Raw genomic sequence first — 25,455 nt, 5'->3', positions numbered from 1 at the left:
CTCCACTAGACGGACGCGTAGCCGCCGTCGATCAGGATGTTCTCGCCGGTGACCATCCCCGCCTCGTCGGAGGCCAAGTAGCCGATCAGCGCGGCCACCTCCTCCGGCTGGGCGAAGCGACGCGCCGGGATGCGCCCGCGCAGCTCGTCGCCCTTCGGTCCCTTCCAGGCCTCCCGGCCGAGCGGGGTCTCCACCACGGTCGGCGAGACGGCGTTGACGGTGACGCCGTGGGGCGCCCACTCCAGCGACAGCACGCGGGTCATCCCGAGCAGTCCCGCCTTGCTCGTGCAGTAGGCGACGTGCTCGTCCAGACCCACGACGCTCGCCTGCGACGCCAGGTTGACGATGCGGCCGAAGCCGGCCGGCACCATCCGCGCGCCCACGGCCTGCGCCATCCGGAAGCTCGCCGTGAGGTTGACCGCGAGCGTGCCGTCCCAGTCTGCGGCCGTCGTCGCGAGCGCGGGGGAGAGGCGGGCGATGCCGGCGGAGTTGATCAGGATGTGCGGGACGCCGGCCTCCGCCTGGATGCGCGCGACAGCGGCCTCCGCCGCTCCCGGCTCGGTCAGGTCGGCGACGACCGGCAGGTGCCCCGATCCCGGCAGCCCCGCGAGCGCGTCGGCGACCCGCTCGTCACGGTCGACTCCCGCCACTGTGGCGCCGCGCTCGGCGAACCAGCCGGCGACGGCGAGACCGATGCCGCTCGCCGCGCCGGTGACGATCGCGACGCGTCCCTCGAACGCCCCGCTCATCGCTCCAGCTCCCCGATTAGCTCGACCTTGCGCGCCGAGGGACTGGAGGTGTCGAACCGGTAGGTCAGCCACTCCTTCACGAGGCGACGGGCCAGCTCCGTGCCGATGACCCGCTGCCCGAGGCAGAGCACCTGGGCGTCGTTGGAGAGCACCGCCCGCTCGACCGAGTAGGAGTCGTGGGCGGTGACGGCGCGGATGCCCGGGATCTTGTTCGCCGCGATGGCGACGCCGAGCCCGGTGCCGCACACCAGCAGCGCGCGGTCGACCTCGCCCGAGGCGACCAGCTCGGCGGCGGCCGCCGCGACCGCCGGATAGGCGGTGTGGCCGTCGGCGTCCACCCCGACATCGACGAGCGATGCGACGAGCGGATGGGCCTCCAGGTCGTCGCGGAGGGTCTCCTTGAGCGTGAAGCCGGCGTCATCGCTGCCGATCACGACGCGCAGTGCGGTCATGGTGTGGTCCTTTCGGTCCGGTGCTGGTTCGTCTGGTGGTCGTCGGTCGGGAGGTCGCCGCGCGCCAGCTGCGCGCCCAGCGCGGTCACGATCAGGGCGAGGGAGGTCGCGCCGGCGTCCGGCGTGCCCACCGACTTGTCGGCGAGCGGCCGCGCGCGGCCCCGCTTCGGGCGCAGCGCGGAGGTCGCGTCCGCCGCGCGAGAGGCATCCTGCGCCGCGTCCCGCCACGCGACCGCCAGCGGCGCGCCCGCGTCGAGCCGGTCGGCCAGCGCATCGCGGAACGGCAGCAGCGCGTCCACGAGCGTCTTGTCGCCCGGCTCCGCGCGCCCGAGGTCGAGGATCGCCGCGGTGAAGGCGGCGATGGCGGTCCCGGCGCCGTCGTCGGCGAACGTGGTCGCCGTGTCGTCGAGCGTCGCGCCGGCGGCCTCCAGCGCCGCGCCCCAGAGCACGCCGGAGGTGCCCCCGGCCAGCTCGGCCCAGGCACGCCCGCCGGCGGCGAGCACCGCGCCGGCTCCGGCGCCGCGCTCGACCGCGCGGTCGATCGCGGCCGTGGCCGCCTCGGCGCCGCGCAGCATCCCGCGGCCGTGGTCGCCGTCGCCGGCCACCGCGTCGATCGCGCCGAGCTCGTCCTCCCGTTCGCGCAGCAGCTCGCGCACGAGCTCTGCCGCCTCGGCCACGCGCGCCGCCAGGCCGGCCGCGGCGAGGGACGGCGGGACGAACGCCTGCGCCTCGTCCACGACCGCGTCGTCCGCCTCGGCGCCGGACGCCCGTGTCGCCGCGAGCGGCGCGGCCTGCTTCCGGTACGCCGGGGCGTACGCGTCCGCCCTCCAGAGCGCCTCCAGCTCGTCGTCCAGCCACATCAGGGTCAGCGAGCAGCCGCCCATGTCGAGGCTCGTGACGAGCTCGCCGACCTCGGGCTCCACGACCTCCATCCCGGCGGCCTCCAGCAGCGGGAGGACACGCGCCCAGAGCAGGAACAGCTCCTCGTACTTGGTCGTGCCGAGGCCGTTGAGGATCGCGGCGACCCGCCCGGGGCCGCTGCGCGGGGCGGCCTCCAGCACGCCGGCCACGAGCAGTTCCGCCAGGCCGGTCGCGGTGGGCATCGCGACATCCCGGATTCCCGGCTCGCCGTGGATGCCGAGGCCGAGGCCGAGCATGCCCGGCTCCACCTGGAAGAGCGGCTCGCGCGCGCCGGGCATGGTGCAGCCCGAGAACGCGACGCCGAGCGTGCGCGTCGCCGCGTTGGCCGCCCGCCCCGCGCGCTCCACGGCGTCGAGGTCGAGCCCGGCGGCCGCTGCGGCGCCGAGCGCCTTGAACACCGTGAAGTCGCCCGCGATCCCGCGGCGGTCGTCCTCGGCGGGAGCGGACGCCACGTCGTCGGTCACGACCACGATGCGGGTGTCGATGCCCTCCGCGCGCAACCGGTCGGCGGCGATCCCGAAGTTCATCACGTCGCCCGCGTAGTTGCCGAACGTCAGCACGACGCCGCGGCCGCGGTGTGCGGCCTTCGCGACGGAGTACACATGCGCCGCGGACGGCGAGGTGAAAATGTTGCCCACGACGGCGCCCGTGGCGAACCCCGGGCCCACGAGCCCGGCGAAGGCCGGGTAGTGGCCGGAGCCGCCGCCGACCACGACGGCGACGGCCGGCTCGCCCGCGGCTCTGGCGACCACGCCGCCCGGGACGCGGCGCAGCCGGTCCCCGTAGAGCGCGACGAAGCCGTCGAGCTGGTCCTCCGCGAAGTCCGCGGGGACGTCGGCGATGCGGGTCATCGGACGCTCTCCAGCTCCGGCTCGGCCGTCGGCTCGTCCTCGGCGTGCTGATTCACCTTCAGGAAGCCGATCATCACGAACGCGCAGGCGTACAGCGCGACGAACGCCCACACCACGCCGACCGCGCCCGCGAGCGGGAACACCAGGGCGACCACGCCGCTGCCGAGGAAGGTCGCCCCACCGGCCGCGGTCGTGTACATGGCCATCGCCGCGCCCTTCTGCTTCGGGGCGAGCGCCGGCATGATCGCTCCCATCGGGACGAAGCCGGCGAGCATGATGCCGAAGACGGTGCCCGCGATCGTCGCGACGACGAAGCCCCAGTCGCTGCCGGCCGGCACCCAGTGCGGCACGTACCACCACAGCAGGAGGCCGATGGAGGAGCCGACGATGCCGAACCAGCGGACCGTGCGGCCCCAGCCCATCCGGTCGCCGATCGCGCCGAACACCGCGTTGAAGGCGATGTTGCCCGCGAAGATCACCACCGTCATGATCAGCCACCGACTCTGCCCCCAGCCGAGCTGGTCGGCCATGACCGCGGGCAGCACGATGAACATCCCGAACTCCGGCGCGGTGTTGATCAGGCGGATGAGGAAGCCCATCAGCACCTTGGGGTTGCGAGCGGTGAGCACGATCCCCGAGGTCAGCACGCGGGCGGCCGAGTCGGTCGCCGGAGCGAGACGCCGCTTCCCGTGCGGCTCACGGACGCCGAAGTGCGCGATCGCCCAGCCGACGAGCACGAGCGCCGCCGAGGCGACCATCGTGTACGTCTCACCGCCCGCGCCGCCTCCGAACGCCGGGATCGCGAAGACCGCGAACAGCGAGCCGAGGGTGGGCAGGCCGCCGGTGAACATCACGTAGAACCAGCCGACCGCGGTGCCGTTGCGCTTCTTCGGCACGATCTGGTTGATCCAGACCAGGAACGCGAACGCGAAGAACGGGAAGCCGAAGCCGCGCAGGAAGTAGCTGACGAACAGCAGCGGGACGCTCTCGACCGAGAGCGAGAACAGGAAGGCGCCCTCGAACACGATCCAGAGGATCATGCCGAGCGTCATCACCCGCCGCGGGCCCCACAGGTCGGCGAGCGCGCCTGACAGGTAGGACGCGATCAGGACGGCCAGGCTGTACATGGCGATGATCTGCGCGACGATGGCGAACTTGTCCTCGCCCAGCGCGTGCGTCATGTGCGGTGAGAGGAAGTTGGACTCGACCCCGTTGCCCGTCATGAAGACGAGGACGCCGAGGAATCCCCAGCGCAGGGGATGCGGGATGCCGATCCGGTCGAGGAAGGTCTCGCGGGCGGCTGGTGCTGTGGTGGTCATCAGGAACTCCGGTGATCGTCTGGTCGGCTGCCTCAGGGCAGGATGGTGACCTTGATGGACGCGCCCGCGGTGTCGCCGACCAGGTCGAGGGCGCTCTGGAACTTCTCGAGTGGGAACTGGTGCGTGCAGATCTCGTCCATCGGCAGCACGCCGGACTCCAGGAGCTTGATCGCGGCGGGCCAGCAGCCGGGACCGAGGTGGGCGCCGCGGACGTCGAGCTCCTTGTCGTCGCTGATGATCGACCAGTCCACCGTCACGTCGGAGCCGAAGACCGAGTACTCGACGTAGGTGCCGAGCTTGCGGAGGAGGTTGAGACCCTGGCCGACCGCCGAGGGGTGGCCGGTCGCCTCGATGTAGACGTCCGCGCCGTAGCCGTCGGTGAGCTCCTTGACGCGGGCGACGGCGTCCTCCGTCGTGATGTTGATCGTGAGGTCCGCGCCGCACTTCCGGGCGAGCTCCAGCTTGTCGTCGCTCATGTCGAGCGCGATGACCTTCAGCGGGTTCTTCTGGCGGACGCCCGCGATGGCGCCGAGGCCGATCGGGCCCGCACCCGCGATCACGACCACGTCGCCGAACTTCACATCGGCGCGCTCGACCGCGTGCATGGCGCAGGAGAGCGGCTCGGCGTAGGCCGCGTGCTGCGGCGCGAGGGCGGAGGACACCGGATGCGTCAGCGCCCGCGCCGGGACGAGCGCGTACTCCGCCATCGCGCCGTCGAACTCCTTGAAGCCGAACATGGCGTGCGGGGCGCACATCCAGTACTGGCCGCGCTCGCAGTAGCGGCAGTCGCCGCACGGGACGATCTGCTCGCACGCGACGCGGTCGCCGAGCGTCAACCCGCGGCGGCCGAGAGCCGCCGGGTCGCCCGCGACGACGCGGCCGACGAACTCGTGCCCGGGGATGCGGCCGGTCTGCGCCCAGGCCGGCCGGTTCTCGTCGCCCCAGAACTTGGCGGCGCCGTGGTAGCACTTGAGGTCGGAGGCGCACACGCCGACGGCCTCCACGAGCAGCAGCAACTCGCCGGCGCCGGGCTGCGGCACCGGCACGGTCTCGAGCCGGTAGTCCTCCGGGCCGTGGACGACGACGGCCGTCATGGTCTCGGGCAGCGCAGCGGCGGCACTCTGCTCGGTCGGGGACGGTGATGTGGACATGGTTCTCCTCGGGATCGGTTGGTGAGGTGTGTTCGTGCCGGGACCGGCGGAGCGCCGGCTCCGGTCAGCGGAGTGCGCGGAGCGCCGCGCGCGCCCCCTCGGAGCGGAGCCTCCGGAGCGCGGCGAGGTAGTCGGCCGTGAAGACCGGGTCGTCGGCGAGGTCGCCGAAGAGTTCGTGCTGGCGGAGGAACGCCGCCTCGTCGGTGCGCCGGCGCGCCGACGCGAGGACGGCCTCCCGGCGGCGGTCGACGACGTCGATCGGCCGGCCGTGCTCGTCGACGCCCTCGGCGTAGCGCGCCCAGCTCGCGACGATCGCGGCGGCGAGCGGAGTGCGGGCTCCGGTGGCGCGGCGCTCGCGCACGACGGGGAGCAGCCAGGTGGGGATGCGGTCGGACGAGTCCGCGCAGAGCCGGGCGACCGTGTCGGCCACCTCCGGGTTCGCGAACCGCTCGATCAGGCTCTCCGTGTAGGCCGCCAGGTCGACGCCGGGCACGGGGCGCAGCGTCGGCATCGCCTCCTCCCGCATGTAACGCCGCAGGAGCGTGGCGATGTCCGGGTCGCGCGCGGCGTCCGCCACGAACTCGTACCCGAGCAGCCGGCCGAAGTAGCAGAGGCCCTGGTGGCTCGCGTTCAGCAGCCGGAGCTTCATGAGCTCGTACGGCTCGACGTCCGCCACGAGCTGGGCGCCTGCGCGTTCCCAGGGAGGCCGGCCCTGCGGGAAGTCGTCCTCGATCACCCACTGGAAGAACGGCTCGGCGACCACCGGCCAGGGATCGTCCGCTCCGAAGCGGCGCGCGATCCCGGCGCGGTCGGCGTCGGTCGTCGCCGGGGTGATCCGGTCGACCATCGAGGAGGGGAAGGCGACCTCGGCGTCGATCCAGTGGGCGAGCTCGGGATCGGTCTGCCGGGCGAAGCCGGTCACGGCGGCGCGCGCGACGGCGCCGTTGTCCTGGATGTTGTCGCAGGAGAGCACGGTGAACGGCGCGCGGCCGAGCTCACGGCGACGGCGAAGCGCCGCGACGATCAGGTCGAACGCCGGAGCGGGCGCCCCCGGCACGAACGCCCGGGTTTCCCGGTCGACCGGGTAGCCGCCCTCGGTGATCGTGAGCGAGACGATGCGGATGGCCGGGTCGGCGAGCCGCTCGATCGCCGCCCTCCGGTCGTCCGGCGCGTGCACGAACTCCAGGATCGAGCCGACGTCCCTCGCGTCCCAGTGCCCGTCGGCGTGCTTCTCGACCAGCGTGTAGCGGCCGTCGCGGACGCCCAATGCGTCGCGCATCCCGGCGTCGGAGGGGAGGACGCCGACGGCGAGGATGCCCCAGTCGCGGGCGAGGCCCTGTTCGAGCAGCCGGTCGATCGCCAGGGCCTGGTGGGAGCGGTGGAAGCCTCCGACGCCGAGGTGCGCGATGCCGCACTCGACGCCGGAGCGGTCGTAGCCGGGGGTGTGGATGCTCTGCACAGGTTCCTCTCGCTGACATTGTGCAGCTTAGGACAGATGACAGAGAGTGTGCAATACCAGATGCGACGCGCCGCCCCCGCGGCGGCCGCCGCGGCTACGCGGTGCCGCGCACGCGGGCGATCGAGTTCATGACGTGGTACACGACGATCGCGGCGATGGCGCCGAGCGCGATCCCGTTGAACGTGAGCTGGCCGAGGTTGAGCGTGAAGTCGCCGATGCCGATGATGAGCGCGGTCGCCGCCGTGAACTGGTTGACCGGCTTGGAGAAGTCGACCTTGTTGTCCAGCCAGATCTTCACGCCGATCACGCCGATGAGGCCGTACAGCGCGGTCGTCACGCCGCCGAGGACTCCGGCCGGGATGGTGTTGATGACGGCGCCGACCTTGGGGGAGAGGCCGAGCAGCACCGCGACGATGCCGGCGACCCAGTACGCGGCAGTGGAGTAGACGCGGGTCGCGGCCATGACGCCGATGTTCTCGCCGTAGGTGGTCGTGCCGGAGCCGCCGAAGAAGCCGGCGATCGTCGTCGCCAGACCGTCCGCGAACAGCGCGCGGCCGGTGAGCGTGTTGACCGCCGGGTCGGTCAGCTGCGCGACACCGCGGATGTGGCCGACGTTCTCGGCGATCAGCACGAGCACGACGGGGAGGAACGCGGGCAGGATGCCCCAGGTCGACGCCGCGTCGGTGAACGGGTTCGCCGGGAACGTGAACTGCGGGAGGCCGATCCACGCCGCCTTGTCGATCTTGCTGAAGTCGACCTGGCCGGCGAGCGCGGCGAAGACGTAGCCGACGACGACGCCGAGGAAGATCGAGAGCCTCCCGAGCATCCCCTTGAACAGCACGGTGCAGAGGATGACGGCGGCCAGGGTGACCAGTGCGGTGACGGGCGCCTGCATGAAGTTGTTCTTCGCGGCGGGCGCGAGGTTGAACCCGATCAGCGCCACGATCGCACCGGCGACGATCGGCGGCATCAGGCCGTCGATCCACGTGGTGCCGGTCCCCACCACGATCAGGCCGACGACGGCGAGCAGGAGGCCGGTGACGACGATGCCGAACAGGGCGGACGGCATCCCGTGCGCCTTCGTCGCGGCGACGATCGGCACGATGAACGCGAACGAGGAGCCCAGGTAGCTGGGCAGCTTGTTGCGCGTGATCAGCAGGAACAGCATCGTGCCGACGCCCGAGAACAGCAGCGTGGTGCTCGGCGGGAAGCCGGTGAGCAGCGGCACGAGGAACGTCGCGCCGAACATCGCGACGACGTGCTGGGCGCCGAGCCCGATCGTCCGCGGCCAGGTCAGCCGCTCGCCGGGGAGCACGACCTCCCGTGCTCCGACCTTCTTTCCGTCGCCGTGCAGCTTCCAGGGCAGAGCCATGCGTGTCCTTATCGTGTCGCGAGGGGAATTAGGCTGGTACGGCGCTGTGACATCGCTTCGAATGCGCCTCGAACCAAACCCCACCGATACTACGGGAGACCATCATTTCCGCTTCGACTTCCACGCCCAAGCCGACCGTCACAGGTCGCCTGGACCGGTTCTTCGAGATCACGTCACGCGGCACCACGTGGGCCACGGAGATCCGCGGCGGCCTGCTGACCTTCGTGACGATGGCGTACATCGTCATCCTCAACCCGATCATCCTGAGCTCGACGCCGGACGTGGCGGGGCACTCGCTGGGCTTCGACCAGGTCGGGGCCGTCACCGCCCTGAGCGCCGGCGTGATGACCGTGCTGTTCGGCCTGGTCGCCAGGCTGCCGTTCGCGTTCGCGGCCGGCCTCGGCATCAACTCTTTCCTCGCGGTGAACGTCGTCAAGGTCCTCACCTGGCAGGAGGCCATGGGCCTCGTCGTCATCAACGGACTGATCATCGTGCTGCTCGCCGCCACGGGCCTGCGCCGCCTGATCTTCAACGCGGTCCCGCCGCAGCTCAAGACCGCGATCACGGTCGGCATCGGCCTCTTCATCGCCTTCATCGGCTTCGTGGACAGCGGCTTCGTGCGGAGCACCAAGGCGGCCTCGCCTCCCGTGCAGCTCGGGGAGGCCGGGTCCATCGCCACCCTGCCCACCCTGGTGTTCCTGGTCGCGCTGGTGATCATGGGCGTGCTCATGGCCCGCAAGGTGAAGGGCGCGCTGCTCATCGGCATCGTCGCGGCGACGGTCGTCGCGATCGTCATCGAGGCGATCTTCCACCTCGGCTCGTCGGCGAAGAACCCGGACGGCTGGAACCTCTCGGTCCCGCAGCTGCCGACCTCGTTCGTGTCCGTCCCGGACCTCAGCCTCGTCGGGCAGTTCGACCTGTTCGGCTCGTTCGCCCGCATCGGCGGCCTCGCGGCGATCATGCTCGTCTTCACTCTCGTGTTCACGAACTTCTTCGACGCGATGGGCTCGATGACGGGCCTCGCCCGCAGCGCCGGCCTCGCCAACGAGGACGGCACCTTCCCGCGCCTGCAGTCCGCGCTCATCGTGGAGGGCGTCGGCGCGGTCGTCGGCGGTGGCACCTCGGCGTCGTCCAACACGGTGTTCGTGGAGTCGGCCTCCGGCATCGGCGAGGGCGCGAAGACCGGCTTCGCGAGCGTCATCACCGGTGTGCTGTTCCTGCTGGCCATGTTCTTTACGCCGCTCACGAGCGTCGTCCCGAGCGAGGTCGCCGCGGCCGCGCTGGTCATCGTCGGCGCCCTGATGGTGGTGCAGATCCGGCACATCGACTTCCACGAGTTCTCCAGCACGCTGCCGGTGTTCCTCACGATCATCGTGATGCCGCTGACGTACTCGATCGCGAACGGCATCGGCGTCGGCTTCATCTCCTGGGTGCTGGTGCGCTCACTGTCGGGCAAGGCGCGCGAGATCAGCCCGCTGCTCTGGATCGTCGCGGCCGGCTTCCTGGTGTACTTCGCGCGCGGGCCGATCGAGGCGATGCTCCCGCACTGAGCGGCTGAGTCGCACGTCCCGGGTAACCCCTGACCGCAACCGGGGGTTACCCGGATGTGCGCGGCCCGCGCGGTTCGCTTGACTGGATCCATGACATCCACCAGCACCTCACCGAACCCGTACCCGGCCGCTCCGGCCCGCACGCTCAGCGTCACGAGCTTCGCGCTCGGCCTCGCGTCCATCGTCTTCAGCTGGACCTTCCTCGCCCCGATCGCCGGCCTCGTGCTCGGCGTGCTCGCGCTCAGCCGGGAACCGCAGGGCCGCACCTTCGCGATCTGGGGGATCGTGCTCAACGCGGTCATGCTCGCGGGCATCCTGATCGGGCTGCTGATCGCGGTGGTCGGCGTGGGCTTCGGGCTGGCGTTCCTGCCGTGGCACGTCGTGGGTGCGCACCTCTGACCTCTGCCGCCCGTGCGGCCTGCGAGAATGGAGGGATGGAACCGTCCCCCCTCGTCAGGCCGCACAGCTTCGTCATCCGTGGCAGGAAGACGGAGGCCCAGCGGCGGGCGATCGACGAGTTCTGGCCGGTCTACGGCGTGGAGTTCGACGGCTCGCCGCTCGACCTCGACGCGATCTTCGGGCGCTCGGCGCCGCGCGTGGTCGAGATCGGCTTCGGCAACGGCGAGAACCTCCTCGCCCTGGCCGCGCGGCATCCCGAGAGGGACTTCCTCGGCGTGGAGGTGCACGGCGCCGGCGTCGGCCGCGTGCTCGCCGCCGCGCACGAGCAGGGGCTGACGAACGTCCGGGTCGTCCGGCACGACGCGGTGGAGGTCTTCGAGCAGGGTCTCGGCGCCGCGAGCGTGGACGAGGTGCTCATCTTCTTCCCCGACCCGTGGCCGAAGGCCCGGCACCACCGGCGGCGCCTCGTCCAGCCCGACGTGGTCCGACTCATCGTCGCCGCGCTGAAGCCGGCCGGCGTGCTGCGCCTCGCGACGGACTGGGAGCCGTACGCCGAGCACATGATCGAGGTGCTGGACGCCGAGCCCGCCCTGGTGAACGTCGCCGGCGCCGGCGGCTTCATCCCTCGGCCCGACGACCGGCCGGTGACCAAGTTCGAGCGGCGCGGCGAGCGACTCGGGCACGCGATCTTCGACCTGGAGTACCGGCCGCGCGTGTGATGATGGGCGCATGACCTCGGAGTCCACGCTCACGTCCGGCAGCGTCGCCGGCGACAGCATCCCGCACACCGTCGCGACCCTGCGTGCCACGTTCGACAGCGGCCGCACCAAACCGCTCTCCTGGCGGCTCGCCCAGCTCGACGCCCTCCGCCGGATGCTCACCGAGCGCGCGGCCGAGTTCGAGGACGCGCTGCTGGAGGATCTCGCTAAGAACCCGACCGAGTCGCAGATCGCCGAGGTCGGCTTCGTCGTCGGCGAGATCGACCACATGCGCCGCAACCTCCGGCGCTGGCTGCGGCCCCGTCGCGTCGCGGTCCCCGGCGCTCTGATGCCGGCGAAGGCCCGGGTCGTGCTGGAGCCGGTCGGGGTCGTGCTCGTGATCGCCCCCTGGAACTACCCGGTGCAGCTGCTGCTGGCGCCGCTCGTCGGCGCGCTGGCCGCGGGCGACGCGGTCGTGCTGAAGCCGAGCGAGCTCGCGCCCGCCACCTCGGCCGCGATGGCGCGGCTCATCCCGCAGTACCTCGACCGCTCGGCCGTGGCCGTCGTGGAGGGCGCGGTCGCCGAGACCACCGAGTTGCTCGCCCAGCGCTGGGACCACATCTTCTTCACCGGCAACGGCCGCGTCGGCCGCATCGTCGCCGCGGCGGCGGCCGAGCACCTGACCCCGGTGACGCTGGAGCTGGGCGGCAAGTCCCCGGTTTATGTGGACGACTCCGTCGACCTGGCCGCTGCGGCGCGCCGGATCGCCTGGGGCAAGTTCATGAACGCGGGGCAGACCTGCGTCGCGCCCGACTACATCCTGGCCACCAAAGCCGTCTCCCAGCGGCTCGCCGCCGAGCTCGCGAACGCCGTGCGCTCGCTCTACGGCGACGACCCGGCCGACAGTCCCGACTACGGCCGGATCGTGGACGACCGCCACTTCGAGCGGCTCACCGGGCTGCTCGGCTCGGGGACGGCGGCGGTCGGCGGCGGGTCGGACGCGGCCTCCCGCTACCTCGCCCCCACCGTGCTGGTGGACGTGCCACGCGACTCCGCGGTCATGGACGAGGAGGTCTTCGGCCCCGTGCTGCCGATCGTCGCCGTCGATGGGCTGGACGACGCCATCGCGTTCATCCGCTCCGGCGACAAGCCGCTTGCCCTCTACGTCTTCACCGAGCGGCGCGACGTGCGCCGGCGCATCCTCACCGAGACCAGCTCCGGAGCGGTCGGCTTCGGCGTGCCGGCCGCGCACCTCGCCGTCGGCGGCCTCCCCTTCGGCGGGGTGGGGGAGAGCGGCTCCGGCGCGTACCACGGCCGCCGGTCGCTGGAGACCTTCAGCCACGAGAAGGCCGTGCTGTCGAAGGCGCTCACGCCGGACACCCTGCAGCTCATCTACCCGCCGTACTCCGAGGGCAAGGACCGGTTCGCGCGCGGACTGCTGCGCAAACTGGGCTGAGCGGAGGCCGTCTCGACAGGCTGTCGAACGGTGTCCGGGATACCGGACGATGTGTCCATCACCCGCGCAGTCACCAGGGGTAGGCTCGGCTGTGCCGGGCGCCACGAACGGCCGGCGCACCCCCGAAAAGCCAACGCACAACGAGAGGCAATGGAGCCAAGCGTGGATTCCACAGCAACGATGGACGAACCGAAGACTCACCCCATCCCCGTCATCGACACCGCGGTCGTCGACGCGTCCGAGAACGTCTCCGACGTCCCCACCCCGAGCGCCGAAGGGCGCCCGACCCGCGTCGAGACCGACTCGCTGGGCAGCCGGGAGATCCCGGCCGACGCCTACTGGGGCGTCCACACCTCGCGAGCCCTCGAGAACTTCCCGATCGCCAAGCGGCCCATCTCCGTCTACCCGGACCTGATCGTCGCCCTCGCCGCCGTCAAGCAGGCCGCGGCGCGCGCCAACCTGGAGATCGGCGTGCTGGAGAAGCACAAAGCCGACCTCATCGACCGGGCCTGCCAGCTCATCATCGACGGCAAGTACCACGACCAGTTCGTCGTCGGCGTCATGCAGGGTGGCGCGGGCACGTCCACGAACATGAACGCGAACGAGGTCATCGCGAACGTCGCGCTCGAACTCGAGGGCCGCCCCAAGGGCGACTACGCGTACATGAGCCCGATCGACGACGTGAACCGCAGCCAGAGCACCAACGACACGTACCCGACCGCGATCAAGATCGCGCTCACGTTCGCGCTGGGCCACCTGCTTGACGAGCTCGCCCTGCTGCGCGACTCCTTCGCCGACAAGGGCAAGGAGTTCCGCCACATCCTGAAGGTCGGCCGCACGCAGCTGCAGGACGCCGTCCCGATGACACTCGGCCAGGAGTTCCACGGTTTCGCCACCACCCTGACCGAGGACCACGCCCGGCTCACCGAGACCAAGTGGCTGCTCGCCGAGATCAACCTGGGCGCGACCGCCATCGGCACCGGCATCACCGCCGACCCCGGCTACGCGGCCGCGGCCGTCAAGCACCTCAACCTGATCACCGGCCTCAACCTGGAGACCGCGCCCGACCTGATCGAGTCGACGTCCGACGCCGGCGCCTTCATGTCGTTCTCCGGCTCGCTCAAGCGCAGCGCCATCAAGCTGTCGAAGATCTGCAACGACCTGCGCCTGCTGTCGTCGGGCCCGCAGGCCGGGCTCGGCGAGATCAACCTCCCGCCGCGCCAGGCCGGGTCCTCGATCATGCCCGGCAAGGTCAACCCGGTCATCCCGGAGGTCGTCAACCAGGTCGCGTTCTCCGTGGCCGGCGCCGACGTCACGGTGACCATGGCGGCGGAGGGCGGCCAGCTCCAGCTCAACGCGTTCGAGCCGGTCATCGCGCACTCGCTGCTGCAGAGCATCACCTGGATGGCGCAGGCCTTCCACACGCTGCGCGTCAACTGCGTCGACGGCATCACCGCCAACGAGGAGCGCCTCGGCGCGATGGTCGGCTCGTCGGTCGGCGTCATCACCGCCCTCACCCCGCACATCGGCTACGCCGCCGCGGCCGCGCTCGCCAAGTCCGCGCTGCTGACCGGCCACAACGTCGCCGACCTGGTGGTGGAGGCCAAGCTGATGAGCCGCGAGGAGGTCACCCGCCTGCTGTCCCCGGCCCGCCTGAGCGGCCTGGAGGCGATCACCACCTCCATCCCGATCGTGGAGGCCGAGGCCATCGAGGCCGCCGAGAAGGCCCGCGAGTAGCACCACCCATCCACCGAGGGGCACGTCGTTGTCACTTCCGAGCCCGGAAAGTGACAACGACGTGCCCCTCGGCGTCAGTGGGCGGAGCGGAAGAGGGCGATCATGTCGCGGCCGAGCTGGTTGGGGGCCGTCTCGCACGGGCTGTGTCCAGTGCGGTAGACGGCGAGCCGCGCGCCGAGCGCCTTCGCGTTCGCGGCGTGCAGGTGGGTCGGCCACAGGTCGTGGTCGCCCGTCGCCACCAGCACCGGGAGGCCGATCGCGGCGATGCGCTCGCGCACGTCGGGCACGTGCTTCATCAGCCCGATGATGTCGTCAACGCTCGACCGCCGGGTGAGCGCGAACCGGGAGCGGACGAACGCCAGGCGCGTCGGGCCGACCTTGTTCCTGTTGGTGACGATGCCCCAGATCATCAGCCCGGCGCCCTGGCGGCCGCCCAGGAACCAGCTCAGCCAGCCGATGACGCGCACACCGCGGAAGGCCTGGCCCGGCTCCGGCGGCGAGGTCAGCAGCGTCAGCGTGCGGAACAGCTCCGGATGCCGCACGAGCGCGAGCTCGGCGAGGATGCCGGCGAACGAGTAGCCGAGGACGTGCGCCGGGCCGCCGTCGCGCAGGAACGCCACGAAGTCGGCCACCAGCAGGTCGTAGGTGTAGTGGCCTCCCGCCGGAGGCCCGGCCGACGCCGACTCGTACTGGCCGGCCAGGTCGTAGCTCTGCACGTAGTAGCCCGCCGCCACGAGGATCGGCGCGAGGAGGTAGAAGTCCTCCTTGGAGCCGGTGGCGCCGGGCACGAGCACGACGCGCGGGTCGGCGGGGTCGCCGAGCGCCACCACGGCGAGCTCGCCGCTGGGCGCGCGGAAGGTCGAGAACGTCGCGCCGACGGGAGCGACCGACCAGTCGATGTCCGGCAGGACCGCGTCGAGGCGGGCCGCCTCGTCGTCCCCGCCCGAGACTCCTGGCCGCCGCTCGCCGATCGACATGCCCTCACGCTAGCCGACGGCGCCGACTAATGCTTGCAATGCGTGTAATACCTGGGCGCGGCCCTCAGGTGACGCGGCAGTACGTCGTCAGGTAGCCGATCCCGCCGATGGAGACCGTGACCGTCGAGCGGTCGCGCAGGAACACCGGGGGAGTGCGCGAGTAGCCGGCGCCGCCCGGGCTGCCGGTGGAGATGAGCGTGCCCGGCTGGATCGTGGCCGACCGCGACAGGAACTCGATGATCTCGGCGACCGAGCGCACCATGTCCGCCGTGGAGGCGTCCTGCAGGATCGCGCCGTCCACGTTCGTGGTGAGCCAGAGGTCCTGCGGGTCGGCGACCTCGTCGGCCGTGACGACCACCGGGCCATTGGGGGTGAAGCCGTCGAACGACTTGCAGCGCGACCACTGCGCCTCGGAGAACTGGAGGTCGCGCGCGGTGATGTCGTTGACCACCGTGTAGCCCCACACGTAGTCGAGGGCGTCGCGCACCGAGACGTTGCGCGCGGGCTTGCCGATGATCACGCCGAGCTCGGCCTCGTAGTCGACCTGCGTGGTGAGGTCCTCGGGCCAGCTCGTGGTGCCGCCGTGGCCGGCGAGCGAGTTCGGCCAGAGCGAGAAGACGGTGGCCGCCTTCTCGCTGCGCAGCTTCAGCTCGGAGGCGTGCGCGGCGTAGTTGGCGCCGATCGCGATCACCTGCGGCGGGCGCAGCACGGCGGAGGCGTGGCGCAGCTCGTGCACGGGGACGAGCGGGGCGCCGGCGGCGACGGCCTCGTCCACGAGGGCGCGCACCTCCGCCAGGCTCGCGTCGCCGCGCTCGATGAGGTCTTGGAGGTCGCGGGGCGCGCCCTCGACGAGCTCGTCGAGGAAGAGGGCGCCGTCTCCGATGACGGCCGCCAGGCGCGGGTGCGAGTCCGGGGTGGTGCTGAGGTGCGAGAATCTCACACTGTCCAACCTATCGGTCGGGAGCCCGCCGACACGAACCGGGACGGGCGCGGAGAACGCCCACAACGCGCAGAACCCGGGCCTCCGCCGTGGCGCTCAGGCGATCGCGCCCGGAGCCTCCTCGGTGTGCTCGGCCTCCCACCTCCGCCGCGCCGCCCTGCGCCGCCACGGCGTCTCCTCCGGCAGGTGCATGCGCAGCGTGCCGAACGCCCAGCGGATGCGCCGCCCGAAGCCGCGCCAGGTCGAGAACGGCCGCGACGAGATGCCGACCAGCAGGCGCTCGTCGTAGCGCACTACCACGCCGGGGTCGAGGTGGATGGCGAGGTCCAGGTCGTCGTGGACCTCGCGCAGGTCGCGGTGCACGCGCCCGCGGACCTCCTGCCAGACCTCCCGGCGCATCGCGAAGTTGGAGCCGAAGATCGGCGGGTGCCCGAGCCAGATCTCCATCGACCAGAAGTAGCCGCCGATGTAGAGGAGCTGGCCGAGGCCCGCGACGAACGTGTTGCCGTCGTAGAAGACGCCGGGGCCGGTCAGCACGCCGATCGCCGGATCGTCCACGAACTCGGCATCGATGTGCAGCAGCCAGTCGACGGGAGGCCGCGAGTCGGCGTCCAGGCGCGCGACGATGTCCGTGGTGGCGGCGTCGTAGCCGGTGGAGGCCGCGGGGAAGATGCCGCGCACGGGCTGCTCCAGCACGCGCGCCCCGCCGGCGCGGGCGACGGCAGCGGTGTCGTCGGAGCTGCCGTTGTCCACGACGATGATCTCGTCCGCCGGACGCAGTTGCGCGGCGAGGTCGGAGAGGCACCGGGCGAGCATCCCGGCGTCGTCGAGCGCGGGGATCACGACGGTGATCGAGGGCACGAGAGCGCTCCCTCCTCGACCGAAATGCACGTATTAATGGTGGGCCGTCACGGTGGCCCCGTGAGGGCGATCCTACGCTTCGCGCGTGCCCGCGGGGCTGCGACTCGGCCGCGTCGCCCGCTGCGCCCCCTTCTGCTCCCGCGCCTCCCGCTGCGCCTCGTGCGCGCTCTCCCAGAGGTGCATCCCGGCGTAGGAGCGCCACGGCGACCAGAGCGCGCCGCGAGCGGCGAGCTCGCGCGGGTCCGCCGGGAGGCCGAGCCGTGCCGCCCCCTGCCGCAGCGCCAGGTCGCCGGTCAGCAGCACGTCCGGGCTGCCGAGCACGCGCAGGGCGACGTACCCGGCGGTCCACGGGCCGATGCCGGGGAGCGCGACCAGCCGGGCCTCCAGCTCGGAACGGGACTCGCCGACGTCGATCGCGAGCGAGCCGTCCGCCAGCGCCTCGGCCGCGCCCACGATCGCGTCGATGCGCTTGCCCGGGCCGCGCAGCACCTCCCTGCCGTGCTCCGCGATCGCCTCCGCGGTCGGGAACAGCCGCGTGAAGCCGCCGATCGCCACGGACTCGCCGAGCGCAGCGGTGAGGCGGGCGAGCGCGGTGCGCGCGGCCGGCACGGACACCTGCTGCCCGATCAGGGCGCGGAACAGGATCTCCTCCGGATCGACCGCTCCGGGGACCCGAATCCCGGGCGCCGCGGCCACGGACGGCGCGAGCACCGGGTCGGCCGCGAGCGCGGTGTCGATCGCCTCCGCGTCGGCGTCCAGGTCGAGGAGGCGCCGGACCCGCGCCACCAGCGGGGCGAGGTCGGCCATGTCGGCGAGGCTCGCCTCGCACTCGATCGCGGGGGAGTCGGCGTCGCCCGCCAGGGTGAGGCGGATGGCGGCGGGGCCGTGCGGGAGGCGGAGGGCGCGGCTGTAGGAGGGCGCGATGCCAGAGCCGTCCGCCCCCGCCACCGCGGCCTCCATGCCCTCGATGGCTCGCGCGCCCAGGAACGCCAGCACCCGCGCGCCGTCGAACGGCGCCCGCGCAGGGAGCCGCAGCGTGAGCGACGCGCCCGCCGTCGCGCCGGCCACCATCGGCCCGTGCGCGATCCCGGGCCGGCGACGCGCGGACGCACGGATCGCGCCCGGCGTCACGTGGTAGATCTCGGCCATCGTCTCGTTGAACTGCCGCACGCTGGAGAAGCCGGCGGCGAACGCCACATCGGTGACCGGCATGTCCGTGCCTGCCAGCAGCAGCCGCGCGGTCTGCGCCCGGTGCGCCCGGGCGAGCGCGAGCGGACCGGCTCCCAGCTCGGCGGTGAGCACGCGGCCGAGGTGCCGCGGCGTGTAGCCGAGGCGATGGGCGAGCCCGGGCACGCCCTCCCGCTCGACGGTGCCGTCCGCGATCAGGCGCATGGCGCGCGCAGCGAGGTCGTCGCGGACGTTCCACTCGGGCGAGCCCGGCACGGCGTCGGGAAGGCAGCGCTTGCACGCCCGCAGCCCGGCCTCGTGCGCGGCGGCGGCGGTCAGATAGAAGGTCACGTTGTCGGCCTTCGGCGTCACGGCGGGGCAGCTCGGCCGGCAGTAGATGCCGGTGGAGTGGACGCCGGTGATGAACTGGCCGTCGAAGCGGGCGTCCCTGGCGCTCATCGCCCGGTAGCGCTGCGCGAAGACCGGGTCCGCGAGCCGGTCGCCCGCCGTGTCGTGGACTCCCGCCTTCGTCGTGGTGCTGCTCATGCCTCCCAGCGTGCCACGGGCCACCGACATCCGATAGCGGAAATCGGACATGGGCGCGACCGGCGCTAGCATGACGGTCATGGATGTCATCGACTGGCTCACGGCGGCGCTCGGCGAGGACGCGGACGACGTGCTGTCGATCGACCCGGACCACCTGGACGCCGCGCGCGGCGACCACTCCGGCTGGGTGGCGGACGGCCTCCCGCTCGCCATCGTGAACGCCCGCACGGTCGAGCACGTCCAGGCGACGATGCGCGCGGCCTCCGAGTTCCGGGTGCCGGTCGTGCCGCGCGGCGCCGGCACGGGACTGGCGGGAGGCGCGAACGCGACCGCCGGCTCCCTCGTGCTGAGCGTGGCGCGCATGGACCGCATCCTGGAGATCTCCACGGAGGATCAGCTCGCGGTCGTCGAGCCCGGCGTCGTCAACGGCGACCTCAACGCCGCGCTGGAGCCGTTCGGGCTGTTCTTCGCCCCCGACCCGGCGAGCAAGGCGATCTCCACGGTCGGCGGGAACATCGCGACGAACGCCGGCGGCCTGCTGTGCGCCAAGTACGGCGTGACGCGGGAGGCAGTGCTCGGCCTCGACGTCGTGCTCGCCGACGGCCGCTTCGTCCGCACCGGCCACCGCACCGTCAAGGGCGTCACCGGCTACGACCTCACATCGCTCCTGGTCGGCTCGGAGGGCACGCTCGGCGTGATCGTCGGCGCGACGGTCCGCGTCCTCCCGGTGCCGCAGGGCGAGCCGGTGACCCTCGGCGCGCTGTTCGCGGACGTGCGCGCGGCCTCCGACGCCGCCGCGCGGGTGACGGCCGCGCACCTGCGCCCGGCGATCATGGAGCTGCTCGACGGCCCGGCGCTGGAGCGCATCTCGGCCCACCTCGGCGAGCAGGCCATCCGGGAGGCCCTGGGCGCGACCGGAGGAGCGGCGTACCTCCTCGTCCAGTTCGACGGTCCCGTCGCCGCCGCGGACGCCGCGCTGGCGAGCACCCTGATCGCGGAGACCGGCGGCACGGTGCGCGTCGCCGCCGACGCCGGGGAGGGCGAGCGGCTGCTCGCGATCCGCCGGGCGTTCCATCCCGCGCTCGCGGCGAGCGGGACGGTGCTGATCGAGGACGTCGCTGTGCCGCGGTCCCGGATGCCGGAGATGTTCGCGGCGATCGAGCGGATCAGCGAGCGGCACGGCATCGCCATCCCGACTGTCGCGCACGCGGGCGACGGCAACCTTCACCCGAACTTCATCACGGAGGGCGACGAGGTCGGCCCGGAGGTCTGGGAGGCCGCGGGCGAGCTGTTCCGCACCGCGGTCGCGCTCGGCGGCACGCTCACGGGCGAGCACGGCGTGGGCGTGCTGAAGCGCCGCTGGCTGGCGGAGGAGCTGGGACCGGACTCCTACGAGCTGCAGGTGAAGCTCAAGTCGGTCTTCGACCCGCTCGGCATCCTGAACCCGGGCAAAGTGTTCGGCTGAACAGAGGCGTTAAAAGACTCGACGCCCGGTGGTGCGGCAATGCCTGCAACGCTCCCGGGTCGTCGAGTTATGGCTATAGCCTGCCCCAGGCTCGCCCGGATTGCAAGACTTTTGACGCGGACGCCCTCCACCGGTTGGATGGGTGCATGGCAGAGAACACCAATGAGAAGCCCGAGGTCGACGCTCCCGAGGGCCCGGCCCCCACGACCCTCGAGATCGTGGACATCGTCGAGGGCTCCGGCCCGGAGGCGACCCCCGGCTCCAAGGTCGACGTGCACTACCTCGGCGTCGAGTACGAGTCGGGCGAGGAGTTCGACTCCTCGTGGAGCCGCGGGCAGTCCATCGACTTCCCGCTCAACAACCTGATCAAGGGCTGGCAGGACGGCATCCCCGGCATGAAGGTCGGCGGCCGTCGCAAGCTCACCGTCCCGCCGGCGCTCGCCTACGGCCCCGCCGGCGGCGGTCACCCCCTGTCGGGCAAGACCCTGATCTTCGTGATCGACCTGCTCGGCGTGAGCTGACCTCCGCTCCACGCTCGAAGGGCACGTAGGTGCCCCTAAAACGCTGTTTTAGGGGCGTTTACGTGCCCTTCGGCGTTCGGTGCGTCAGGCGGGGCCGGTCAGATCGCCGACCAGCCGCCGTCGGAGGCGAGCACGACGCCCGAGATGTTGGCGGAGTCGTCGCTCAGCAGCCACGTGATCGCGGCCGCGAGCTGCTCGGGGTGGGCCACCGGCGGCACGTTGGTCTGCATGATCGGGCCGAGGCGCTCGCCGGCCAGCTGCGACTTGAACGTGCCGTCCACGTTCGTGATGACGCCGCCCGGTGCGACCGCGTTGGTCCGGACGCCGTTCGGCGCGTAGAAGACGCTGGTGCTCTTGGTGAGGCCGATGACGGCGTGCTTGGAGGCCGTGTAGGCCGCGCCCGCCGCCGAGCCGCGCAGGCCGGCCTCCGAGGACACGTTCACGATCGAGCCGCTGCCGGCCGCCACCATGAGCGGGAGGACCGCGCGGCTGAGGCGCATGATCGCGGTGACGTTGACGAGGAACACGCGGTCCCAGGTCGCGTCGTCGACCTCCGCCGCCGGGAGGAAGCCGTCCATGATGCCGGCGATGTTGGCGAGCGCGTCGACCTTCCCGCCCGCGGCCTCCAGGACCGCGGCGATGGTCTTCTCGCTGGAGACGTCACCCGCGACGGTGACGATGTCCAGCCCGGGGTTCTCCTCCACCAGGGCCGCAAGGCGCTCGGCGGAGATGTCGCTGCCGACCACGCGCGCGCCCTCGGACGCGAGGCGGAGGGCGGTCGCCTTGCCGATGCCGGAGCCCGCCCCGGTCACGATGGCGGTCTTTCCGGCGAAGCGGCCGGTTCCGTTGCTGCTCATGCTGCTGTACTCCTTGAGTCGATGACATCGTCGGCGCTCGATTTCGGGCGTCGATGCATTTATAACACCGAGTGCCATAATGGAGACTATGAATTCGCTCGAAGCCGGAACCGTCCCGCGTAAACGCGGCCGGCCCGCCGACGTCGACCCCGACCGGGTCGCGCTGCTGGCCCTCCGGCACTTCGCCGAGCACGGCTACGAGACGACCACGATGGACGACATCGCCGCGCTCGCCGGGATCGGGCGGCGGACGCTGTTCCGCTACTTCCCGTCGAAGCCCGACCTGGTCTGGGGTGGCCTGGAGCCGGTGGTCGACCGGATGCACGCGGTCCTGGACGCGGCTCCGGCGGACGAGCGCCCGCGCGACGTGATCGCGCGCGCCATCACCGAGTCGCTCGACCTCGGCCCGGAGGGCGTCGAGGCGACCCGGTTCCGCCTCCGGCTGATGGCCTCCGACCCGGCGCTCATCGGGTTCGGGCTGACCCGGCTCGGCGCGAACCGCGACCTCCTCGCGGAGTTCATCGCCCGTCGGCTCGGGGTGTCTGCGGAGGCGCTGCGGGCGCAGGTGCTCGCCGACGCGATCAGCTCGGCGAACTTCTCCGCGCTGCTCTGGTGGGCGTCGCGCGGCGAGGGCGACGAGCCGGCGGCGGTTGCGGTGGAGGCGCTGGACGAGGTGCTGCGAGGGCTGCCCGCCTGACCCGGCGCGCGAGTAGCCTGTGCGGCATGCCGATCGTCACCGAGTACCCGTCCGGCACGCCCGTCTGGGCCGACCTCCAGACCGCCGACCCGGCCGCCGCCGCCGCGTTCTACCGCTCGCTGTTCGGGTGGGACGTCCCCGACGCCGACCCCGCCCACGGCGGCTACGCGGTCGCCTCGCTCCGCAACACGCCCGTCGCCGCGATCGGCCCGTTCCCGCCGGGGATGGAGCGCCCGGTCTGGACGGTGTACTTCGCCGTCGCGGACCTCGAGGCGTCCGCGGCCGCCGCGACGGCGACCGGGGGAGCGGTCCTGCTCCCGCCGGGCGAGCTCATGCCCGGACTGCGGATGGCCATCGTCGCCGACCCCGCCGGCGCCGTGCACGGACTCTGGCAGCGCGAGCAGGACTCCCCGTGGCTGCGCGACGAGCCGGGCGCCGTCGACTGGCTGGAGCTCGCCGCGCCCGACTACGAGAGCACATTTCCGTTCTACGAGGAGGTGCTCGGCGTCGCGGTCAGCGAGATGCGGGTGAACGACGAGCCGTACGGCCTCCTCGACGTCGGACCGGCGAACGTGGCGGGCGCGACGACCGCCGTCGCAGGGGTGCAGGCGCACTGGCTCGTCTACTTCGGAGTGGCCGACCTGGACGCCGCCGTGCTGAGGCTGACGGAGCTCGGCGGGAGCATCCTGGAGGCCCCGGTTGCGGCCGCGGGCGTCGGCCGCTGGGCGATCGTCACCGACGCCCAGGGCGCCGGTTTCGGGCTGCTCGAACCGGAGGCGCGGTGAGGCCGGGAGGCCCCGCTCGCGCGGACTCCGCGCGCATCCCGGTCTGCTAAACTCTTCAGGTTGCCGTCTGAACGGCCGCGGAGAAAGAGAGCCCAGGCATTCGGCCCCGGGCACCGCGCAACGAGAGAAAGGGGATCCCCTCTATGGCACTGGATGCAGAGACCAAGAAGGCGATCATCGACGAGTACGCGACCCACCCCGGTGACACCGGATCCCCCGAGGTTCAGGTCGCCATCCTGACCAAGCGGATCAAGGACCTCACCGAGCACCTGAAGGAGCACAAGCACGACCACCACTCGCGTCGTGGCCTGCTCCTCCTGGTCGGTCAGCGTCGCCGCCTGCTCGGCTACCTGTCGGACATCGACATCAACCGCTACCGTGCGCTCATCGAGCGCCTCGGTCTGCGTCGATAAAGTCAGGCGTCGATCGACAACGCGATCTTCTTGCGAACGGGCCGTCACCTCCGGGTGGCGGCCCGTTCCGCGTCTGCGGCGCGGATTCAGGCGCGGCGCGCTGCCAGCGTGCGGTCGATGAGCGTCGCCGCGACCAGCCCGGCCGCCGCGATCGCGACCACGATCACCACGCCCGTGAGCCCGATCCACGGCGACGCCAGCGGCGCAAGCAGCACCAGCAGGATCGCGATGCCCGTCTTCAGTGGGCGGATGACGACCTCCGGCACCAGCGGCGCGTGCAGCACGTAGAGCATCAGCAGGAACACCGCCACCGGGATCGCGATCGCGTACTCCACCGCCGTGTCCGACACCTCCGCGTGCGCGGCGCCGCGCTGCACCGCGACCTCCAGCCCGGCCCCGAGCGCCGCGAGCGACGCGAACACGAAGTAGTGGCCGTAGCCCCAGAAGAACGACCGCTCGCGCTTCGAAGCCAGGCCCTCCGCAGCGGGCTCCAAGAAGTACAGCCACCACAGCGCGAAGAGCAGCACCAGCCCGGCCGCGGCGATGACGACCAGCGCGGGGGAGACGCCGTGCGCCGCGAGCGCGCTCTGCACCCCGATCGCGGAGGCGGACACCGACTCGCCGAGCACGATGATCGTGAACAGCCCGTACCGCTCGGCGATGTGGTGCGGATGCCAGGAGGTCATCCCGGGCCGCTCCGCCCAGACCGGCACCAGCAGCTCCAGCAGCGCGGCGAGCAGGAAGGTCCACAGCTTCAGCTCGACCGGCAGGAACCCCCAGGCGACCCAGAGCACCTGCACCGCCGCGATCCCGATCGCGTACCGGGTGGCGGTCGCCCGCCCGTCCGGATGCTCGACCGCCGCGCGGACCCACTGGCCCACCATGGCGAGCCGCATGATGACGTAGCCGATGATTATGGCGGTGAACTCCTGGCGGTCGAAGGCGGCAGGCACACCCGCGGCGAGCACCAGCACGCCGCCCATCTGCAGCATCGTCATCAGCCGGTAGGGCACGTCGTCGGTGTCGTACGCGGAGGCGAACCAGGTGAAGTTCATCCACGCCCACCAGATGGCGAAGAACACCATCAGATAGGGGCCGAGGCTCGCCAGCGCGTGTCCCTGCTCGCCCGCGTGCGCGAGCTGCGCGGACACCTGGGCGACCGCGACGACGAACGTCAGATCGAAGAGCAGCTCGAGCGGACTGGAGACGCGATGCTCCTCATCGGTCGAGCGCCCGGACATCGGGATGCGGAAGGCGATGCTCATGTGCGCAAGCATAGGAGGATGCTCCGCCGCGTCCTGCTCATCCTCATCTCCGCCTACCTCCTGGTGGTGGCGTGGATCACGCTCGACCCGTTCCCGGCCGACCCACACCGCAATACCCTGCTGGAGGGGCTGCTGGCAACCTTCGCCTCCACGACCCTGCTCGCCTGGATCGACTTCGAGGTGGTGGAGTTCACGGCGAACGTCCTGCTCTTCGTGCCGGTGGGCGTCCTGTTCGCGATGCGGCTGGGCCGCGGACGGTGGTGGCTGGCGTTCGCGCTCGGCGTCGCGATGACCCTGACGATCGAGTTCGTGCAGCTCTTCCTGCCCGCGCGGGTCAGCGATGCGCGCGACCTGCTCGCCAACACGGTCGGGACGCTGATCGGGATCGGGATCGTGGCGGTGTTCGCGGGAGGGCGCCGGTCGCGCCCCGATGCGACGCCCTCCCGCAGCCTGTGACGGGCCGTCAGCCGAGCCCGAACGCCGCCAGCTCCGCCTCGTCGAGCATCCGCGAGCGGATCAGGAAGCGTTTGCCTTCCGGCGCCTCCACCGAGAACCCGCTGCCGCGGCCGTCCACGAGGTCGATCGTGAGGTGCGTGTACTTCCAGTACTCGAACTGGGATGCCGACATGAACACGCGCACCGGGTCGATCCCGTCGACCTCCAGCGCGCCGAGCAGCACGTCCGACGCGCCCACCCGGAACATGCCGACCGGGTAGCACATCGGCGACGAGCCGTCGCAGCAGCCGCCGGACTGGTGGAACATGAGCGGGCCGTGGCTCGCCGCCAGCCGCCGCAGCATCGCAGCGGCGGCCGGCGTGACGTCCACGCGTGAGGCGACGGTCTCCAT

General features: G+C 71.9%; 25 protein-coding genes. 11 read left to right on the top strand and 14 right to left on the bottom strand.

Annotation, left to right across the window (positions count from 1 at the left end):
• Positions 1-5 precede the first annotated feature (5 nt).
• The 7 genes from ABCS02_RS14510 to ABCS02_RS14480 form a co-directional block, all read right to left on the bottom strand.
• Positions 6-749, bottom strand: a complete 744-nt coding sequence (locus ABCS02_RS14510; protein ID WP_345836376.1) for a GolD/DthD family dehydrogenase — start codon at positions 747-749, stop codon at positions 6-8.
• Positions 746-1,201: a ribose-5-phosphate isomerase gene (locus tag ABCS02_RS14505; protein ID WP_345836375.1), complete on the bottom strand. Its 456-nt coding sequence runs from the start codon at positions 1,199-1,201 to the stop codon at positions 746-748. Before ABCS02_RS14505 ends, ABCS02_RS14510 begins: the two co-directional genes overlap by 4 nt.
• Positions 1,198-2,973 (bottom strand): dihydroxyacetone kinase family protein, encoded by a 1,776-nt coding sequence (locus ABCS02_RS14500; RefSeq protein WP_345836374.1) that lies wholly within the window; start codon positions 2,971-2,973, stop codon positions 1,198-1,200. The genes ABCS02_RS14505 and ABCS02_RS14500 overlap by 4 nt, the downstream gene beginning before the upstream one ends.
• Positions 2,970-4,292, bottom strand: a complete 1,323-nt coding sequence (locus ABCS02_RS14495) for an RbtT/DalT/CsbX family MFS transporter (protein ID WP_345836373.1) — start codon at positions 4,290-4,292, stop codon at positions 2,970-2,972. Before ABCS02_RS14495 ends, ABCS02_RS14500 begins: the two co-directional genes overlap by 4 nt.
• A 32-nt stretch (positions 4,293-4,324) precedes the next feature.
• Positions 4,325-5,443, bottom strand: a complete 1,119-nt coding sequence (locus tag ABCS02_RS14490) for an alcohol dehydrogenase catalytic domain-containing protein (protein WP_345836372.1) — start codon at positions 5,441-5,443, stop codon at positions 4,325-4,327.
• A gap of 64 nt (positions 5,444-5,507) precedes the next feature.
• A complete protein-coding gene (locus tag ABCS02_RS14485; RefSeq protein ID WP_345836371.1) occupies positions 5,508-6,902 on the bottom strand; it encodes a mannitol dehydrogenase family protein in 1,395 nt (464 codons plus the stop codon).
• Between the two features lie 94 nt (positions 6,903-6,996).
• A complete protein-coding gene (locus ABCS02_RS14480) occupies positions 6,997-8,274 on the bottom strand; it encodes a solute carrier family 23 protein (protein WP_345836370.1) in 1,278 nt (425 codons plus the stop codon).
• A gap of 101 nt (positions 8,275-8,375) precedes the next feature.
• Here ABCS02_RS14480 and ABCS02_RS14475 point away from each other — a divergent pair, with 101 nt between their 5' ends.
• From ABCS02_RS14475 to ABCS02_RS14455, 5 genes are all read left to right on the top strand, one after another.
• The gene (locus ABCS02_RS14475; RefSeq protein ID WP_345837318.1) at positions 8,376-9,824 is read left to right on the top strand and encodes an NCS2 family permease; all 1,449 of its coding nucleotides are present in this window, start codon (positions 8,376-8,378) and stop codon (positions 9,822-9,824) included.
• A 90-nt stretch (positions 9,825-9,914) separates the two neighbouring features.
• Entirely contained in the window at positions 9,915-10,223 is a 309-nt protein-coding gene (locus ABCS02_RS14470; protein ID WP_345836369.1) for a hypothetical protein, read from the top strand.
• Positions 10,224-10,258: 35 nt separating this feature from the next.
• Positions 10,259-10,942 (top strand): tRNA (guanosine(46)-N7)-methyltransferase TrmB, encoded by a 684-nt coding sequence (gene trmB / locus ABCS02_RS14465; protein ID WP_345836368.1) that lies wholly within the window; start codon positions 10,259-10,261, stop codon positions 10,940-10,942.
• 10 nt (positions 10,943-10,952) lie between these two features.
• Positions 10,953-12,377: an aldehyde dehydrogenase family protein gene (locus tag ABCS02_RS14460; RefSeq protein ID WP_345836367.1), complete on the top strand. Its 1,425-nt coding sequence runs from the start codon at positions 10,953-10,955 to the stop codon at positions 12,375-12,377.
• A gap of 180 nt (positions 12,378-12,557) precedes the next feature.
• Positions 12,558-14,114, top strand: coding sequence for an aspartate ammonia-lyase (locus tag ABCS02_RS14455; RefSeq protein WP_345837317.1), 1,557 nt, complete (start codon positions 12,558-12,560; stop codon positions 14,112-14,114).
• 74 nt (positions 14,115-14,188) lie between these two features.
• Here ABCS02_RS14455 and ABCS02_RS14450 read toward each other — a convergent pair whose 3' ends face one another.
• The 4 genes from ABCS02_RS14450 to ABCS02_RS14435 all read right to left on the bottom strand — a co-directional run bounded on the left by ABCS02_RS14450 (position 14,189) and on the right by ABCS02_RS14435 (position 18,605).
• Positions 14,189-15,091, bottom strand: coding sequence for an alpha/beta hydrolase (locus tag ABCS02_RS14450; protein ID WP_345836366.1), 903 nt, complete (start codon positions 15,089-15,091; stop codon positions 14,189-14,191).
• 64 nt (positions 15,092-15,155) lie between these two features.
• Entirely contained in the window at positions 15,156-16,031 is an 876-nt protein-coding gene (locus tag ABCS02_RS14445) for a fumarylacetoacetate hydrolase family protein (RefSeq protein ID WP_345836365.1), read from the bottom strand.
• 96 nt (positions 16,032-16,127) lie between these two features.
• The gene (locus ABCS02_RS14440; protein WP_345836364.1) at positions 16,128-16,892 is read right to left on the bottom strand and encodes a glycosyltransferase family A protein; all 765 of its coding nucleotides are present in this window, start codon (positions 16,890-16,892) and stop codon (positions 16,128-16,130) included.
• 72 nt (positions 16,893-16,964) lie between these two features.
• On the bottom strand, positions 16,965-18,605 hold the full coding sequence (locus ABCS02_RS14435; RefSeq protein WP_345836363.1) for an AlkA N-terminal domain-containing protein: 1,641 nt from the start codon (positions 18,603-18,605) through the stop codon (positions 16,965-16,967).
• Between the two features lie 79 nt (positions 18,606-18,684).
• Between ABCS02_RS14435 and ABCS02_RS14430 the strand changes: the two genes are divergently transcribed.
• Together ABCS02_RS14430 and ABCS02_RS14425 are read left to right on the top strand one after the other, a co-directional pair.
• Positions 18,685-20,070 (top strand): FAD-linked oxidase C-terminal domain-containing protein, encoded by a 1,386-nt coding sequence (locus ABCS02_RS14430; RefSeq protein ID WP_345836362.1) that lies wholly within the window; start codon positions 18,685-18,687, stop codon positions 20,068-20,070.
• A 146-nt stretch (positions 20,071-20,216) separates the two neighbouring features.
• Positions 20,217-20,591, top strand: coding sequence for an FKBP-type peptidyl-prolyl cis-trans isomerase (locus ABCS02_RS14425; protein WP_345836361.1), 375 nt, complete (start codon positions 20,217-20,219; stop codon positions 20,589-20,591).
• Between the two features lie 98 nt (positions 20,592-20,689).
• On the opposite strand, the gene ABCS02_RS14420 is transcribed toward ABCS02_RS14425, so the two are convergent.
• Positions 20,690-21,448 carry an SDR family NAD(P)-dependent oxidoreductase gene (locus ABCS02_RS14420; RefSeq protein ID WP_345836360.1) on the bottom strand — a complete coding sequence of 253 codons (759 nt, stop codon included), beginning with the start codon at positions 21,446-21,448 and terminating at the stop codon, positions 20,690-20,692.
• An 88-nt stretch (positions 21,449-21,536) separates the two neighbouring features.
• On the opposite strand from ABCS02_RS14420, the gene ABCS02_RS14415 reads away from it, so the two are divergent.
• From ABCS02_RS14415 to rpsO, 3 genes are all read left to right on the top strand, one after another.
• A complete protein-coding gene (locus ABCS02_RS14415) occupies positions 21,537-22,145 on the top strand; it encodes a TetR family transcriptional regulator (protein WP_345836359.1) in 609 nt (202 codons plus the stop codon).
• A 26-nt stretch (positions 22,146-22,171) separates the two neighbouring features.
• Positions 22,172-22,930 (top strand): VOC family protein, encoded by a 759-nt coding sequence (locus tag ABCS02_RS14410; protein WP_345836358.1) that lies wholly within the window; start codon positions 22,172-22,174, stop codon positions 22,928-22,930.
• Positions 22,931-23,073: 143 nt separating this feature from the next.
• Positions 23,074-23,343 (top strand): 30S ribosomal protein S15, encoded by a 270-nt coding sequence (rpsO, locus tag ABCS02_RS14405; RefSeq protein ID WP_055919394.1) that lies wholly within the window; start codon positions 23,074-23,076, stop codon positions 23,341-23,343.
• Positions 23,344-23,429: 86 nt separating this feature from the next.
• On the opposite strand, the gene ABCS02_RS14400 is transcribed toward rpsO, so the two are convergent.
• Positions 23,430-24,608, bottom strand: coding sequence for a low temperature requirement protein A (locus ABCS02_RS14400; protein ID WP_345836357.1), 1,179 nt, complete (start codon positions 24,606-24,608; stop codon positions 23,430-23,432).
• Between the two features lie 18 nt (positions 24,609-24,626).
• Here ABCS02_RS14400 and ABCS02_RS14395 point away from each other — a divergent pair, with 18 nt between their 5' ends.
• Positions 24,627-25,064, top strand: a complete 438-nt coding sequence (locus ABCS02_RS14395; RefSeq protein ID WP_345836356.1) for a VanZ family protein — start codon at positions 24,627-24,629, stop codon at positions 25,062-25,064.
• A 7-nt stretch (positions 25,065-25,071) separates the two neighbouring features.
• On the opposite strand, the gene ABCS02_RS14390 is transcribed toward ABCS02_RS14395, so the two are convergent.
• A complete protein-coding gene (locus ABCS02_RS14390; RefSeq protein ID WP_345836355.1) occupies positions 25,072-25,455 on the bottom strand; it encodes a DUF779 domain-containing protein in 384 nt (127 codons plus the stop codon).

It is taken from the genome of Microbacterium sp. X-17 (assembly GCF_039615055.1).
Note: the sequence above shows the minus strand (reverse complement) of the source record. Positions and strands in the feature narration are given on the sequence as shown.